This window comes from Devosia sp. 63-57 (genome assembly GCF_001899045.1).
In the GTDB taxonomy this organism is placed as follows: Bacteria; Pseudomonadota; Alphaproteobacteria; order Rhizobiales; family Devosiaceae; genus Devosia; species Devosia equisanguinis.
The window spans coordinates 1578924-1592385 of record NZ_MKUY01000005.1 but is presented as its reverse complement, the minus strand read 5'-3'; the positions used below and the strand labels follow the sequence as shown (position 1 = coordinate 1592385).

Here is a 13462-nt window from a genome sequence, read left to right as displayed (position 1 = left end):
GAACATGACTTTTGGGAAGACGCTCGCCGCCCTGGTGACGCTCATCGGGATGGCCGCGCCGTCCATGGCCGGGGATATGAACCCCGTCGGCACCTGGCAAACCACCACCGGCGAATCCCGCTATACCGTCAGCCTTTGCGGCGACGGCACCCAGCTCTGCGCCAAGCTCACCTGGCTGCGTGCCGATGCCCGCACGCCCGAAAATCTCGCTCTGCTCAACAAGATGGTGGTCAATCGCGCCACTGCGACCGCACAGAACAAGTGGCGCGGCACCGTGCAGTATGGCGGCCACAACGTCGCCGGCTCGGTGACCCTCATCACCAATAGCCGCATGACGCTTTCCGGCTGCAAGCTCGTCGCCTGCCAGAAGGTCGATTTCGTCCGGCTGTAATCCGCAGCTCACCTTCGGTGGTCACCCACCTAGCCACGCGCCCCCCTCGGGCCCGACCCGAGGGCACTCCCTCTGGCGGAGGCCACAATCGGCCTTCCGCCCCGCTCCCTCGGTTGCTATAGCCTAGACCAGTCGCAACCGAACGGGTTCAGCCGCTCCATGCCCACACTGCAGAGAAGCTGAACCCCGTGCGCTTCGTTCTCCGCCTCCTGTTGTCCATCGCCGTCGCCCTCTGTGTGGGCTTCGGGCTCAGCTATTATGCGCTGACCGATGGCCGGCTGTTCGGCGCGCGTGAGATAGGCCCCTGGATCAGCTGGCCCGATGTCGGCGCCCCCAGTCCCAACCCCTATACGCGCGGCCATCTCACCCGCGACGGCGCCCTGCAGCTGGGGCGCAGCGAGGGCCTGCAATTCATCGCCACCACCGACAGCGCCGGCGGTCCCCTCGATCTCGCCTGCACCTATCGGCTCGATGGGCGCGTTCCGGTCTCCGCCTTCTGGACCCTTGCGGCCGTCAATGCCGACTGGGTCAATCTTTCCGCCTCCCCCACCCAGCCAGCCATCCGCTCCAGCGAAGTGGTGCGCGACACATCCGGCGCGCTTCGCGTCTCTGTCGGCACGCGCCTTTCGCCCTATACCTGGCTTGAGCTCGCCGGCAGCGGTGCGTTCAGCCTCGTCCTCACCCTCTACGACACCACCGCGCTCAGCGGCTCGGCTTCGGCCGATCTCAGCCTTCCCACGATTACGCGGGGAGATTGCTGATGATCCGCACCCTGCTCTGGCTCTTCGGTGGCGTGCTGCTCGGCGGCATCATCCATATCGTGGTTATCTTGACCCTGCCGCTGCTGGCCGAGGAAACCGCCTGGACCCGCATCGAGGCGTTGGAAGCAGGCAATCGCATGCTGGTCCTGCCCCCGGTCCTGCCCGGCGAGCCCAATCCGCTGCATCTCGATCCGGAGCTGGCCTATGGCCTCTGCCGCGTCGATCTCACCCAGGGCCCGGCCTTTCTCAGCGGCGTCTTGCCCGACGCCTTCTGGTCAGTGGCGATCTTCAACCCCGCCGGGATCGTCACCTATTCCACCACCAATCGCGACGGCATCGGCCAGACCGTGGAACTGGGCATTTTCAACGCCGCGCAGACCGCGCTGCTCGCCCAGCAGCAGATCGACATCGCCGAGGGACTGCTCGTGGTCGAGGCCCAATCCGACCAGCTCGCCGTCCTCGTCCGCCTCGCCCCACCCCACGCCGCCATGCGCCCCCGCTTCGAGCAGGAACTCTCAGAAATCACCTGCGGGCCCAAGGGGTAGCCGGACCTGGGCACTTTAGCCTCCCTCCCCTCAAGGGGGAGGGAGCTCGGGTGGCGTTCTTGGCAAAATCTTACCCCAAACGCGATGCGGCTCCTCCCCCTCCTACAGGGGGAGGCCGGGTGGGGGTGTGCAACACGCTCAAACCCGTCTGCTTCCCTCAACAACCAGCTACCAAGCCACCCCCAAAAACCCACCCGCCACAGCCAGAGCCAGCACCACGCTCCAGGGCGGTGCTTTCCAGGCGACCAGTGCCACGAACCCGGCCAGCGCCAGGGCAAAATCCAGCGGCGACAGCACCGCGGTCAAAAACACCGGATCATAAAGCGCCGCAGCCAAAAGGCCCACAACCGCCGCATTGGCCCCGCGCAATCCCGCCTGCGCCGCCGGCCAGGCGCGCAGGCCGTTCCAGAACGGCAGGGCTCCTGCCACCAGCAGCAGACCCGGCACAAAAATGGCCACCAGCGCCACCAGCCCGGCGATTAGCCCGCCGCCCATTGGCGTTCCAACCGCGCCCAGATAGGCAGCAAAGGTAAAGAGCGGCCCCGGCACCGCCTGCGCCGCCCCATAGCCGGCCAGAAACGCATCCGGCCCGACCCAGCCACGTCCCACCACTCCGGCCTCGAGCAACGGCAGCACCACATGCCCGCCGCCGAACACCAGCGATCCCGCCCGATAGAACGCATCTGCCAGCGCCAGCACCGGCGACCATTCCGCCACCAGCGGCAGGCCGATCAGCAGCAGGGCGAAGACCAGCAGAAGCCCCAGCCCGACGCGCCGCGACCCCGGAAAGGCCTCGCCGCTCGCCACAGCCGCACCATTCCGACACAGAACCAGCCCCGCCACCGCGCCCAGCCCGATAGCACCCAACTGCCCCCAGGCGCCGCCGACCAGCACCACCATGAAAACGGCGACAACGGCGATAACAGCGCGCACCCGGTCCGGCGTCAGGCTCTGCGCCATGCCGAACACCGCCTGCGCCACCACGGCCACGGCCACCAATTTCAGCCCATGCAACACGCCCTGCGCCAACGGCCCGTCCAGCGCCGCCGCACCCAGCGCAAAGGCCATGAGCAGCAGCGCCGATGGCAGGGTAAAGCCTGCCCAGGCTGCCAGCCCGCCCAGCGGGCCCGCCCGCATCGTCCCCAGTGCGAAGCCCACCTGGCTCGATGCCGGGCCCGGCAGGAACTGGCAGAGCGCCACCAGATCGGCATAGCCGGCTTCGCTGATCCAGCGCCGCCGCGTCACCAACTCATCGCGAAAATAGCCCAGATGCGCGATGGGACCGCCAAAGCTCGTCAGGCCCAGCTTGAGGAAGGCCCCGAACACCTCGCCCACACCGCCTTGCCCCGCCCTCTCGCTCATGCCTGTCCCCGTCCCGTTTCGGTCCTGTTCCTAATCCATCAGGGATGACAGTTCTGCGACATTCAGGGCTGGCGCCGCCGGCGCAGCAACCGCGTCATACGCAGGCGCAGCCGCAGGGGCCGCAACCGTCCAAACCCGTCATAGGTGAACATCAGCCGCCGCCGGGCAAAGACATGCGCCAGCCAATAGGTGAAAGCGGCGCCCACTGCCCAGCCCATCAGCGTGTCGCTCATCCAGTGCACGCCGACGAATTGCCGCGACACGCAGATCAGTATGCCCAGCGTGATGAACAGCACCCGCAGCCGTGGAAACACCAGCGCCAGCGCGATGGCCATGGCGCCCGCCGTTGCCGAATGCCCCGAGGGAAACGAGGAAAAATCCGAGTTGAAGGCAAAGGGCTGGAAGGAGAGCGCGTCGTGGCTCTCGAGCAGCACCGGCCGCGCTCGTCCGATCAGATATTTGCTGATCAGTGCCGTCAGCCCGCCGCCGGCCACAGCGAGGAACACGAAGGCCGCGGCCGAGGTCAGCGCATCGAGCCCCGCCGCGAGACGCTTGCGCACCAGCCAGACCGGCGCCAGCGCGCTGAGCACCAGGAACATGCCTGTGCTCACCAGCACTTCGACGCCTTCGCCCAGCCGCGTCACCCTGTCGGCAAAGGGCCGCAGCGCTTCGGGATAGTTCACCATCCACTCGCCCAGCGCCTGATCGGCATGAAACATCAGGATAAGAGCCGGCACGAAGGCGGCGATCAGCACCACGAGCGGCCGCTCGAACGGCGCCTTGTTGGGATAAGCGGGCAGAACCGGACCGGAAAACAGGCGTTGCCAACCCGCGCGCGTGCGGTGTCCCCAGCTCGGTCTGGTCATTGAGATCGCCTGCTCCCTCGTCATCGGCCCCTTATGGGCGAAGACGGGCCAGAGGCAAAGCCCCCCTTACTTCTGCGCCACCACTTCGCTGTCGATCACCATGGTCTGGAAGCGCGAAGGAATGGCAAAGCCCCCGCCCTGCCCCTGCGGGCTGCTGCCCGAGCAGAAATCGCCGCGATTGGCGCGGGCGACCCAGGGCTGCAACCGCCGCAGCGCCTCATCGACGCCCATGGATTGCTCGTGTGGCGTTTCCACCAGCAGGTGGTCCAGCGCATAGCTATAGCTTTCATATCGATAGGTCAGCGCCCGCACGAACCAGTCGATATGCCATTCGTTCTCGGTCCGCCGCGCCGCGACATCCAGCGCCACCTTGTCTTCCAGCCCGCCCAGTTCGGCCAGGGCGATGCGCCGCTGCCGGTCCACCTCCTGCACGGCGCAGATACTGGCAAAGGTGGTGGGCAGCGTGTCGAGATCAGCGGCAATATGCCGGCCGACCGTCGAATAGCGGGTGCGCGAGGATTGATATTGCGTGCGCTTCAGCCAGTCGTAATAGCGGTCGGGCAGATAGGTGTGGTCCTTGGCGCGCCCGATACGGGTACGCTGCAATTCCACCGTGCCGTCGAACATCCAGTCCTTGCCATGCGCGGCAACGAGGAAGCGCCAGGTGCGATCATGCATTTCGCGTTCCTGGTCGGTCTGGTTGAAACCCGATACCGGTTCGCGCCGCTGCTTGGCCGCAAAATTGCCGATGGCCGGCATGACGCTGTCATGCAGCACGCTGGGCTGCGCGCGACCGAAATCACCAACGGGTCGCGATACGCAACCGGTCAGCAGCGCCGCGGCGGTCAGAAAAAGGGCAATGCGGAACAATTGGTCGCCGTATCTAGCCGCGCTTGCGCTTTGGCCGTGAAGGATCGAGGCGATTATTGGGCGGCGGTGTTGTGCCGCGTTCATAACGCACCCCGGTAAAAATCAGAATCTGGGCGTCACCAGGGGGTTTGTTCCCGGTGGTGGCAGGTCGTGCCCGCCCGGTCAGTTGCAGCAGCTTTCCCAAGCCAGCCTCCATTGAACGCCGCTCCCCCGTTCCCCAACGGAGCCAGCGAGTTGATGTCGGAAAGTCCCGGCGCGACGCCCCTCGCGCTTGACCTCATTAAGAGATCGTCAAGGTTAACAGTCTGCTAACGAATTGCCGTCAAAAGTGATCACACATCGAAATTGATGGCTTAGCGAGTCGACGGTTCCCCCAGAATGCTTGGATTTCAGCCTTACGAGACGTTTCAGTTGCTGATCGAGACCGGTGGCGTCGACCGTACGAACACGCTGCTGATCGCGGCGTGTGACGCCTATGCCCGTCGCGGCAAGCCGACCGTTCCCGAGATGGAACAGTTTGAGACCCTCGCCGCGCGCCTCTTTCCCACGGCCGGCCCGCAAGCCCGCGCCAAGGGCGCGGCCATTCTCGGTCGCGCCGAAGTGCTGTCGCCGGCCCTCGAACAGCTGGTGGTCGACAATATCGGCGAGGACCTCATTCCCTTCCTCGAAACCGCTGCCGAGCTGTCCGACCAGACCATGCTCGACATTATCGCGCGCTATGACGTGCCGGCCTGCGCCACGCTCGCCGCCCGCGCCAACCTCTCCAATGTGGTGCTGGCCAAGCTCTTCCAGATGAATTCGCGCAAGGTCTATCGCGCCCTTGCCGCCAATACCGCCATCACGCCGCGCGGCGCCTATCTCAGTGCGCTCGCCCGTTCGGCGCAGATGGATCACCTGGTGGCCGAAGCCCTTGGCCGCCGCAAGGATTTCGACGCGGCCCTCCTGGCGCCTGCCTTCTTCGACCTCTCCGACAGCCACCGAATCAAGGTCATTCAGGCCTTCTCCAACCGCGAGACCCCGGTCGCTCCGATCACCCGCACCATCGAGCAGCTCTCGGTGGCCAGCGCCGAGTTGACCAAGGCGCTGATGAAGCTCTTTTCCGAGAATCGTCGTCCGGAGGTCACGCGCCTTCTCGCCCAGATCACCGGGCTCGACGAGGTCCGCTGCGGCCAGATCGCCCATGACGCCACCGGCGCTGCACTGTTCGTGATCCTGCGCGCTTTCGGGGCCACCGCCTATGACGGGCTCAAGGTGTTGATCCACGCCACCAGCCACGACACCGAGCGTTCCAAGGCCCTGGCCGACTATGCCACCCTGTTCGGCACCGTCTCGTCCGAATCCATGGCCTATCTGATGAGCGCCTGGCGCGGCGAGGTGAACCTGCTCGAATTGAGCAAGCCGCAATACCAGCCCTTCACCCAGCCCAGCCGGCGCACCGCAGCAGCCACCACCGCGGCGCCCGCCCAGAATCCCGTGGTCGAGCAGGCCATCGAAGCCCTCGCCCGCATCGGCGCCCGCCGCGCCAGCTGACGCCGCTAACGATCGGCGCGGACCACGTCCACGCCGATATCGTCACCACGCATATCGACGCTCAGAACCCACAGGTCAGGATCGAATTTGGCTTCCTGCTCGATGCGCTGGCGCACCTGGTCCGGCTCGACATGCTCGAAGCGCTTCTGGAACACCAGCCCGGCACCCTCGCCGCGACTGACGACCGGCGCCGGGGTGAACAGCGAGCGCGTGCCATCGAGATGGTCCACCTCGATGAACACCTGCCCGGCGATGGGGTCGCCCCTGCGCGCCACCACGCACATATGGCCCAGGTCGTTGTGACGCCGCACAAAGGCCATGCACCACAAATCGCTGCGCAGGCTGGACACCTAGATGGAGGCCCCGGCCTTGACCAGCAGCTCCACCAGATCCGGCTGCACCTGCCCGGTCATCTTGTAGCTATGGAAATTCTCGAATTCGCGGATGGCGCGGGCCGTTTCCGGGCCGGGCTTGCCGTCGATGGGGGCGCGGAAGAAGCCCAGGCTCGCCAGTCCGCGCTGGATCTGCGTCACCAGCTGCACATTGGTGGCCGGCGGGCCTGATTGCGGCACTTCGGAGATCGAGGCCACCATGACGGCGGGCTCCTGGACCTGCTGGACCGGCTGCTGCACCACCGGGGCCGGCATGGGCTGGGTGGTTGCTGCCTGCGCCACGGGAGCGGTCGGGATCGGCGGATTGGCCATCTGCGCCGGCGGGGTGCGCGAATTGTCCACCGCGGCAATGATGTTGTCGATGCTGCTGGCCGCCGATTCGGCGACGCGGTCAAAGGTCTGTTCGGCCGGCGACAGCGCCGGCAGGCGTCCCACCACCTGGTCGGCCTGCTGCACCACCGGCTGCACCACGATCGGCGCAGGGGCCGGCGTCGGGGCCACGGCCACCGGCTGCGGCGCCACCACGGCAACGGGCTGAGGTTGCGGCTGCGCCTGCTGCTGCACCGGCGCACTGACCATGCCGCCGGCATCCGAACTCAGGATGGCGCGAATCACCGAGGGCTCCATCGCCCCCATCGGCTTCATGCCATTGCGCTCCTCGAAGGCACGAATGGCCCGCGCCGTCATCGGGCCGTAATAGCCATCGACCTTGCCGTCGAACAGCTTTAGCTCCGAGAGCTTCTTCTGCACGGCGAAAACCTCGGTATTGCCCACCGGCGCATCCGGTACCACCTGCGGCGCGGGTTGCACGCTGCCTGTTGTCTGCGGCTGGCTCGCCGCCGGCAGGCTCAGCACTGCGGCGCTTTCCGGGCGTTCTTCCACCGGCAGCGGCATCGGCGCCACCGGCACATCGCGCGCCACGCCGAAGAATGGCGAGGGATGCATGCCCCGCTGGAAATAGAGCGCATTGCTGCCCGCCAGCGCCGTCATGGTGACGAGCGCCAGCAGGCCCGTGGAGGCCAGCGGCGCGCGCATATACTGCGAAAAGGCCCACTGACCGCCGGTTTTCAGCGTGCCAAGCAGGGCGCCACCCGCCATCAGGGGCAGCTGGGAGAGGGTCGAAGCCGTCATTGCGCTTTTCTTTTTTCGTTTGGCCATGAAACTGGGCTGGAAACTGATGCGGCCGGATTGGGCTCTTTATGGAGGGTGAGAACTTCGGCAGTGTCGCCCGCTTTGGTTGCCGGACCGTTTATGGGCAACAACACCGTCATGGTTGTCCCTGCCCCAATTTCGGACAGTGCCCTAAGGGTACCACCATGCAGCTCCACCAGCCCCTTGACGATGGAGAGCCCGAGCCCAGTGCCTTCATATTGGCGCGTCAGCCCGTCCTGCACCTGGAAGAACGGCTCGCCGATGCGCTTGAGCGCCGCAGGCGCCATGCCGATGCCGCGATCCCGCACCGAGAAATTGATCGACTGCCCCTGCCGGCGCACCGACACTGTCACCTGCCCGCCTTCATGGCTGAACTTAATGGCGTTGGAGAGCAGATTGATCATCACCTGCCGGCACACGCGCTCATCGGCCACCAGCATGGGCAGGTTCGGCTCGATATCGGCGGTGATCTGGATGCGCCGCGCCTGGGCCATGGTCTCGACCATGGGCAGGCAAGCCGGCACGACCTCGGCGGGTTGCATCGGTTCGGCCTGGATTTCAAAACGCCCGGCCTCGATGCGCGACATGTCGAGCAGCATGCGCACCACTTCGAGCAGATGCTTGCCGCTCTGGTGAATGAGTCCGGCATATTCCTTATGCGTCGGCGACAATTCGCCACCGATGCCCGAACTCATCATCTCGGAGAAGCCGACCACGGCATTGAGCGGGGTGCGCAGTTCATGCCCGATCGTGGCCAGGAACCGCGACTTGGCCTGCGAGGCTTCCTCGGCCGTAGTGTGTGCCCGCGTCATGGCCGCCTCGGCGTCCTTGCGCTTGGTGATATCGCGCATCAGGGCGATGACTTCATTGCGGCCGTCGCTGCTCTCGCCGTCGAGAATCGGTGACAGGCTGATCTCGACCCAGATGAACTGCGGTACATTGCCGGTGGCGCGCGGATCGTCGCGACGCATCCGCACTTCGATGGTGCGGCTGCGACCGCCCTGATTGGCGTCGGCAAAGGCCGTCATATAGTTCGGCCGGTCGAGCACATGCACGCGCTCGAGCAAGCCGCCACTCGACAATTGATAGCGCGGGCAACCGAACAGGGTTTCCGACGACCGCGAGGTCAGAAGGATATGGCCGCCGCCGGCAAAGCGCACCACGGCGTCATGCACATGCTCGATCAGGTGCCGATAGGCGCTGATCTGTGCCCTGTCGTGCACTTCATAGGCCGTGGCGATGCAATGGGCGCTATGCGCCACCACCGCGAAGGCGATAAGGAAGGTGATGGCAGAGCTTTCCAGCAGCATGGTGCTGCCATTCGCAGTGACGCCGGCAAGGCCAAGCCCGCCGCCGACAATGGCGACAATGGCCATGGCCAGCCAGCTCCAGCGCCGCATGTCTGGCCGCGCGATCAATGCCGCCAAGACCGGGCCCATCAGCACGATGGCCAACCCCGCATCGGCCAGGTTGGGATCGATGGCGGTGAGCACCAGGCCCGTCCCCATCAGCGTCGCCACTTGGGCAAGCGCGGCCATGTCATAGAGATGGCGCTGCTGCAGCGTCAGGCTCAGCATGCCGCCAGCCAGCATCATGGCAGCCAGCACGAAGGGCAGGCCTGCCCCCACGACAAGGCCATAGGTGGCGGGCACCAGGGCCAGGAGGGCAGCAAGGCTCATCAGGCGGGCATTGTTGGCGATGGTCTTGCGGCGCAGCGCTTCCGGCCGGCTCCCGGTCCCGGCCAAGGCGGGGTCGAACCCCTTGCTGCCGAAGAACTGTAGGCTACGCATCAACAAACTCACAAACCGACGCCATGATTCCGGCCGCGCGGCCGGTTCGGCGATCCTTGCTTGGATCGCTGCCCGGATGAGGTCCGGGTCTGTTGCGATGAAACTGACGCGCCAACCGCTAAGACAGGTTTAAGCGCGGGGGCTTTGGTGCCCCTTCGACTCAGGCCGAAGCGGCCTTTCGCCAGTTAGCGTAAACAAGGGGTTGCCCGCGCTTAACGCTGGCGGGGCAATTTGACTCAAATTGTATCGATTGGGCGCAGCCGCGCTTAACGGCAGGCGCTTAGATTTTGGTTCAAATCCGGTGGGAATGGGTCCTGCTGGCGGGAACGCTTCCAGCAGAAGTGGCAACACTTTTGCGGTTTGGAAGCGCGACCAAACAAGAGGTTAGCTCGCATTGGGTGCTCATGGCGGCCATGCGAACTAGGTCCGGTTGATGTTTTTGCTGCGCTCCGCATTCTGGCTCACACTCGCCTTTCTGGTCATCAAGCCGGAAATGGATGTGCGCGAGTCCGCGTCTGCCCTGTCCGCACAAGCCATGGCACAGGGCAGCCAGTTCATTGCCAGCCAGATCGAACAGATCGAGTGCACCGACCTCACGTGCATTGGTGGCAAGGCCATCGCAGCCGCTGCCCTCAAACCTGCCGGTCCGGCGGAACACCGTTCCGCCCCGGTGGAACACCTTTCCGCCCCGGCCGAGAAGCTTTCCGCCCAGGCCGTTGACGACATGCAGACGTCTCCGGCCGCCCCTCCGGTCCCCTTCCCCCGGCCTCGACCGGCAAGGGCGGGATGACGGCGCGCCCCCGCCGTGCCTCCAAGACCTCGACCCCGATCGTGTCTCCGCCCCGGTGATACAGTTCCGATCAGGGTCCAGCCGCAGATGCGCAGCCCCGCATTTGCGGCTTTTTCTTTGCCCGGGCGCCAATTTGACAAAGCGGGCAATATGGCCATGATGGCGCTCATGAGCCCGATTTCGACCATCACTCCAAAACGAGATTATCGCCGCCAGGCAGGCTGATTGCCTGGTGTTGCTACCTGCCCAGGGCAAGAGCGGCACCAGGATCATCGCAATCTCGTAGGCTCAATTACACCTATCCGCAGACGCTCCGGACGTGGCTTTGCCGCGCCCTTCGTCATGTCGGATATGTTCATCGGAGTGATGACCATGACGTTCAAATATTCGCTCACCCTGCCGATCAGCGGCGGCAACAAGCTCAGCCGTTTCGAGGCCTGGGCCGAGGCCCACCTCCCCGGCCTGCCCTACCGCCTGCCCCCACAGACGCCGATCAAGACCGAGACCATGACCATCCGTCTCGCCTCCCTCGACGACCGCCGCCGCATCCTCCAACAACTGGCCCGGGCGCAGATCTGACGGCAGGGCATCGAGCGCCACAGCCTCAACTCCCACTTGATAAGAGAACCTGAGGGTGGGGGTTCTGCAGGCTCAGCCTCCGCCAGCCGTCACCCTCGGGCTCGACCCGAGGGCCCTGCACTTTGGAACTTTCCACCCCTCCAATCCCGTAACTTTCCCTTAACCCCTTAACCAACCCAACCACCCAAGGAGACCTAAAATGCCCGCCCTGCGGTTCTGTCGTTCCTGTACAGGACCCCGTCCACGCGCCGCCATACGCTGCCCGTGGTGTCTCAACGCCAATGCCGAACATCGCGCACCCCCGGAGCACCTGTTCGGCATTTTCGACCGCCGGTCGGCCGCGCCGACAGCCATTGTGCACCAGGAGGAAAAAGCGCGATGACCACCATAGCCTTGTCGGATTGGACGCAATCGCCGCAGATCGTGGTGGGTGAAGAAGAGCGTCGGCGCCTGACCGTCGTCGCTCTCACCGAAATCGGCCACAGCGCCGAACACGCCGACTACCTGCTCTATGAATTGGACCGCGCCCACGTCGTGCCCGACGCCCAGCTGCCGCCCGATGTGGTGCGCATTGGCAGCGTCGTGCGCTATCGGCCGAGCGAAGGCGGCGAACGCACGATCGAGCTGGTCCTGCCCGCCAATGCCGAACGGCACGAGCATAATCTGGCGGTGACGACTCCGGAGGGGGCCGCCCTTCTCGGTCTGCGGCCAGGGCAGAGTATTTCCTGGCTCGGGACGGACGGCCAAAGCCAGCGCATCCGCGTGCTGCGGGTCACGGCCCCCATCGATCCACGGATCGATCCTGATCACGATCCGGGCCCGAGCGCGGCCTGAGATCGGACGGCGGCGCCTTGTCCCGGGCGCCGCCGCGATCCCCATTTTGCCAACTGGCAAAGCCGGGTCAGATCGCCTAGATAGGGGGCATGACAGAGCCAGCCGCCTTCCAGGACATCGCCGAAAACCTCAGCTTCCTCGACGACTGGGAGGACCGGCTCAATTATCTCATCGAGCTCGGCCAGGCGCTGCCGCCCATGGACGATGCCGACAAGACCGACGAGAACAAGGTGCGCGGCTGCGTCTCCAATGTCTGGCTGGTATCGGATGCCGAGCGCGCAAGCGGCACGCCGGTGCTGACCTTTCGCGGCCAGTCCGACGCCATCATCACCAAGGGCCTCGTCGCCGTCCTGATCGCGCTCTATTCCGGCCGCCCTGCCGCCGAAATCGCCGAGACCGATGCCATCGAATGGTTCCGCAAACTGGGGCTCAGCGAGCATCTGGGCATGCAGCGCTCCAATGGCCTCGTCGCCATGGTCAATCGCATGCGCAACGAAGCCCGCGCCGCGCTGGTGTAGCAGCTACGCCAGCTTGCGCAGCCGCCCCATCAGCGGCCGCTCGACCAGTCGGTAGAGCATCAGCCCCGCCACGGCCCCCGCCACGATGGCAAAGGCGATGATGGCATTGGTCACCAGCGGATCGGTGGTATCGAGCAGCCGCAGCAGCACGCCTGCCGTCGCCGCCACCGCGAAGATGTGCACCAGATAGATCGAATAGGACGCATCGCCCAGCGTCTCGAGAAACCGCACCCGCGGCAACACCGGCTCCAGGCCAACCACCAGCGCCACCGTGGCCGCTGCAAAGCTCAGCAGACCGATAAAGGCCACCGGGTCTTCCACCAGGCCATGGTCCCAGGTGAAGCCCTGCACCAGCCCGGCCAGCGCCATGATGCCGAGCCCGACCAGCACCGGTGTCGGCACCTTTTGCAAATGCCCCTCGATCTGTGCCAGTCCCAGCCAGGCCCCGGCCACGAAGGCCAGCGGCATGAAGCTGGTATAGAAGGCCGGTATGGCATCGACCGGCTGCCGCAGCGCCCCGGTCAGCGCCAGCGCCACATAGGCGATGGTCAAAACCGCCACCCGCCGCCGCGCCGTCAGCAGCGCCAGCACCGCAAAGCCGACATAGAAGAACATCTCGTAATTCAGCGTCCAGCCGAGCTTGTAGAGCGGATGCAGCCCATGGCTGGCGGGATTATAGAACGGCACGAAAACCAGTGATTTCAGCAGCTGCCCACCATCGAACACCGTGGTCTTGAACAGGCCCGGCTCCACCAGCGCCAGCGCCGCCGCCACCAGGGTAAAGGCCCAGTAGAGCGGCACGATGCGCAGGATGCGGCGCTTGAGAAAGGCCACGGGGTCGAACGATCCGGTGCCCGTCACCGTCACCATGATGAAGCCGGACACCACGAAGAACAGGATGACCCCCAGCCATCCCAGCCGCCCATAGGCGATGGTCTGTTCCGCCAAAGGATAAAGCAGGGCGTGCGAGGCCACGACCAGCATCGCCGCCAGACCGCGCAGATATTGTATCGTGGGGAGCTTGCCCTGCATTTCCGGTCACCGCAGCATCCGAGACCAGCGTCATACCACGTCTTGTTCGC

The 13462-nt window shown here is 65.4% G+C and carries 16 protein-coding genes; 8 read left to right on the top strand and 8 right to left on the bottom strand.

All coding sequences use genetic code 11. From position 1 onward, the window contains the following. Window positions 1-4 precede the first annotated feature (4 nt). From BGO80_RS15925 to BGO80_RS15915, 3 genes are all read left to right on the top strand, one after another. Window positions 5-391, top strand: a complete 387-nt coding sequence (locus tag BGO80_RS15925) for a DUF2147 domain-containing protein (RefSeq protein WP_286722238.1) — start codon at window positions 5-7, stop codon at window positions 389-391. A 188-nt stretch (window positions 392-579) separates the two neighbouring features. Further along, window positions 580-1152, top strand: coding sequence for a DUF1214 domain-containing protein (locus tag BGO80_RS15920; protein ID WP_286722237.1), 573 nt, complete (start codon window positions 580-582; stop codon window positions 1150-1152). Then, a complete protein-coding gene (locus tag BGO80_RS15915) occupies window positions 1152-1697 on the top strand; it encodes a DUF1254 domain-containing protein (RefSeq protein ID WP_126152175.1) in 546 nt (181 codons plus the stop codon). The genes BGO80_RS15920 and BGO80_RS15915 overlap by 1 nt, the downstream gene beginning before the upstream one ends. A gap of 168 nt (window positions 1698-1865) precedes the next feature. Here BGO80_RS15915 and chrA read toward each other — a convergent pair whose 3' ends face one another. From chrA to BGO80_RS15895, 4 genes are all read right to left on the bottom strand, one after another. Beyond that, window positions 1866-3059 (bottom strand): chromate efflux transporter, encoded by a 1194-nt coding sequence (chrA, locus tag BGO80_RS15910; protein WP_286722235.1) that lies wholly within the window; start codon window positions 3057-3059, stop codon window positions 1866-1868. Between the two features lie 62 nt (window positions 3060-3121). Beyond that, entirely contained in the window at window positions 3122-3925 is an 804-nt protein-coding gene (locus BGO80_RS15905; RefSeq protein WP_286722234.1) for a phosphatase PAP2 family protein, read from the bottom strand. 66 nt (window positions 3926-3991) lie between these two features. Further along, window positions 3992-4795 carry a hypothetical protein gene (locus BGO80_RS15900; protein WP_126152178.1) on the bottom strand — a complete coding sequence of 268 codons (804 nt, stop codon included), beginning with the start codon at window positions 4793-4795 and terminating at the stop codon, window positions 3992-3994. A 13-nt stretch (window positions 4796-4808) separates the two neighbouring features. Beyond that, window positions 4809-4979: a hypothetical protein gene (locus BGO80_RS15895; RefSeq protein ID WP_286722233.1), complete on the bottom strand. Its 171-nt coding sequence runs from the start codon at window positions 4977-4979 to the stop codon at window positions 4809-4811. A gap of 227 nt (window positions 4980-5206) precedes the next feature. Between BGO80_RS15895 and BGO80_RS15890 the strand changes: the two genes are divergently transcribed. Then, entirely contained in the window at window positions 5207-6325 is a 1119-nt protein-coding gene (locus tag BGO80_RS15890) for a DUF2336 domain-containing protein (protein ID WP_286722232.1), read from the top strand. Window positions 6326-6330: 5 nt separating this feature from the next. Here BGO80_RS15890 and BGO80_RS15885 read toward each other — a convergent pair whose 3' ends face one another. Genes BGO80_RS15885 through BGO80_RS15875 form a run of 3 tightly spaced genes read right to left on the bottom strand, consistent with a single transcriptional unit; the run spans window position 6331 to window position 9659 of the window. Further along, the gene (locus tag BGO80_RS15885; RefSeq protein ID WP_286722231.1) at window positions 6331-6675 is read right to left on the bottom strand and encodes a DUF1491 family protein; all 345 of its coding nucleotides are present in this window, start codon (window positions 6673-6675) and stop codon (window positions 6331-6333) included. Next, a complete protein-coding gene (locus tag BGO80_RS15880) occupies window positions 6676-7848 on the bottom strand; it encodes a peptidoglycan-binding domain-containing protein (protein WP_286722230.1) in 1173 nt (390 codons plus the stop codon). Continuing rightward, entirely contained in the window at window positions 7845-9659 is a 1815-nt protein-coding gene (locus BGO80_RS15875; protein ID WP_286722229.1) for a sensor histidine kinase, read from the bottom strand. Before BGO80_RS15875 ends, BGO80_RS15880 begins: the two co-directional genes overlap by 4 nt. Window positions 9660-10092: 433 nt before the next feature. On the opposite strand from BGO80_RS15875, the gene BGO80_RS15870 reads away from it, so the two are divergent. The 4 genes from BGO80_RS15870 to BGO80_RS15855 all read left to right on the top strand — a co-directional run bounded on the left by BGO80_RS15870 (window position 10093) and on the right by BGO80_RS15855 (window position 12380). Further along, the gene (locus tag BGO80_RS15870) at window positions 10093-10449 is read left to right on the top strand and encodes a hypothetical protein (protein WP_286722227.1); all 357 of its coding nucleotides are present in this window, start codon (window positions 10093-10095) and stop codon (window positions 10447-10449) included. A gap of 372 nt (window positions 10450-10821) precedes the next feature. Further along, window positions 10822-11028, top strand: coding sequence for a hypothetical protein (locus BGO80_RS15865; RefSeq protein ID WP_126152184.1), 207 nt, complete (start codon window positions 10822-10824; stop codon window positions 11026-11028). A gap of 378 nt (window positions 11029-11406) precedes the next feature. Next, window positions 11407-11862 carry a nucleoside diphosphate kinase regulator gene (gene rnk / locus BGO80_RS15860; RefSeq protein ID WP_286722226.1) on the top strand — a complete coding sequence of 152 codons (456 nt, stop codon included), beginning with the start codon at window positions 11407-11409 and terminating at the stop codon, window positions 11860-11862. An 89-nt stretch (window positions 11863-11951) separates the two neighbouring features. Beyond that, window positions 11952-12380: a SufE family protein gene (locus BGO80_RS15855; protein ID WP_286722225.1), complete on the top strand. Its 429-nt coding sequence runs from the start codon at window positions 11952-11954 to the stop codon at window positions 12378-12380. A 3-nt stretch (window positions 12381-12383) separates the two neighbouring features. Here BGO80_RS15855 and BGO80_RS15850 read toward each other — a convergent pair whose 3' ends face one another. Continuing rightward, the gene (locus BGO80_RS15850; protein ID WP_286722224.1) at window positions 12384-13412 is read right to left on the bottom strand and encodes an acyltransferase family protein; all 1029 of its coding nucleotides are present in this window, start codon (window positions 13410-13412) and stop codon (window positions 12384-12386) included. Window positions 13413-13462: the final 50 nt, after the last annotated feature.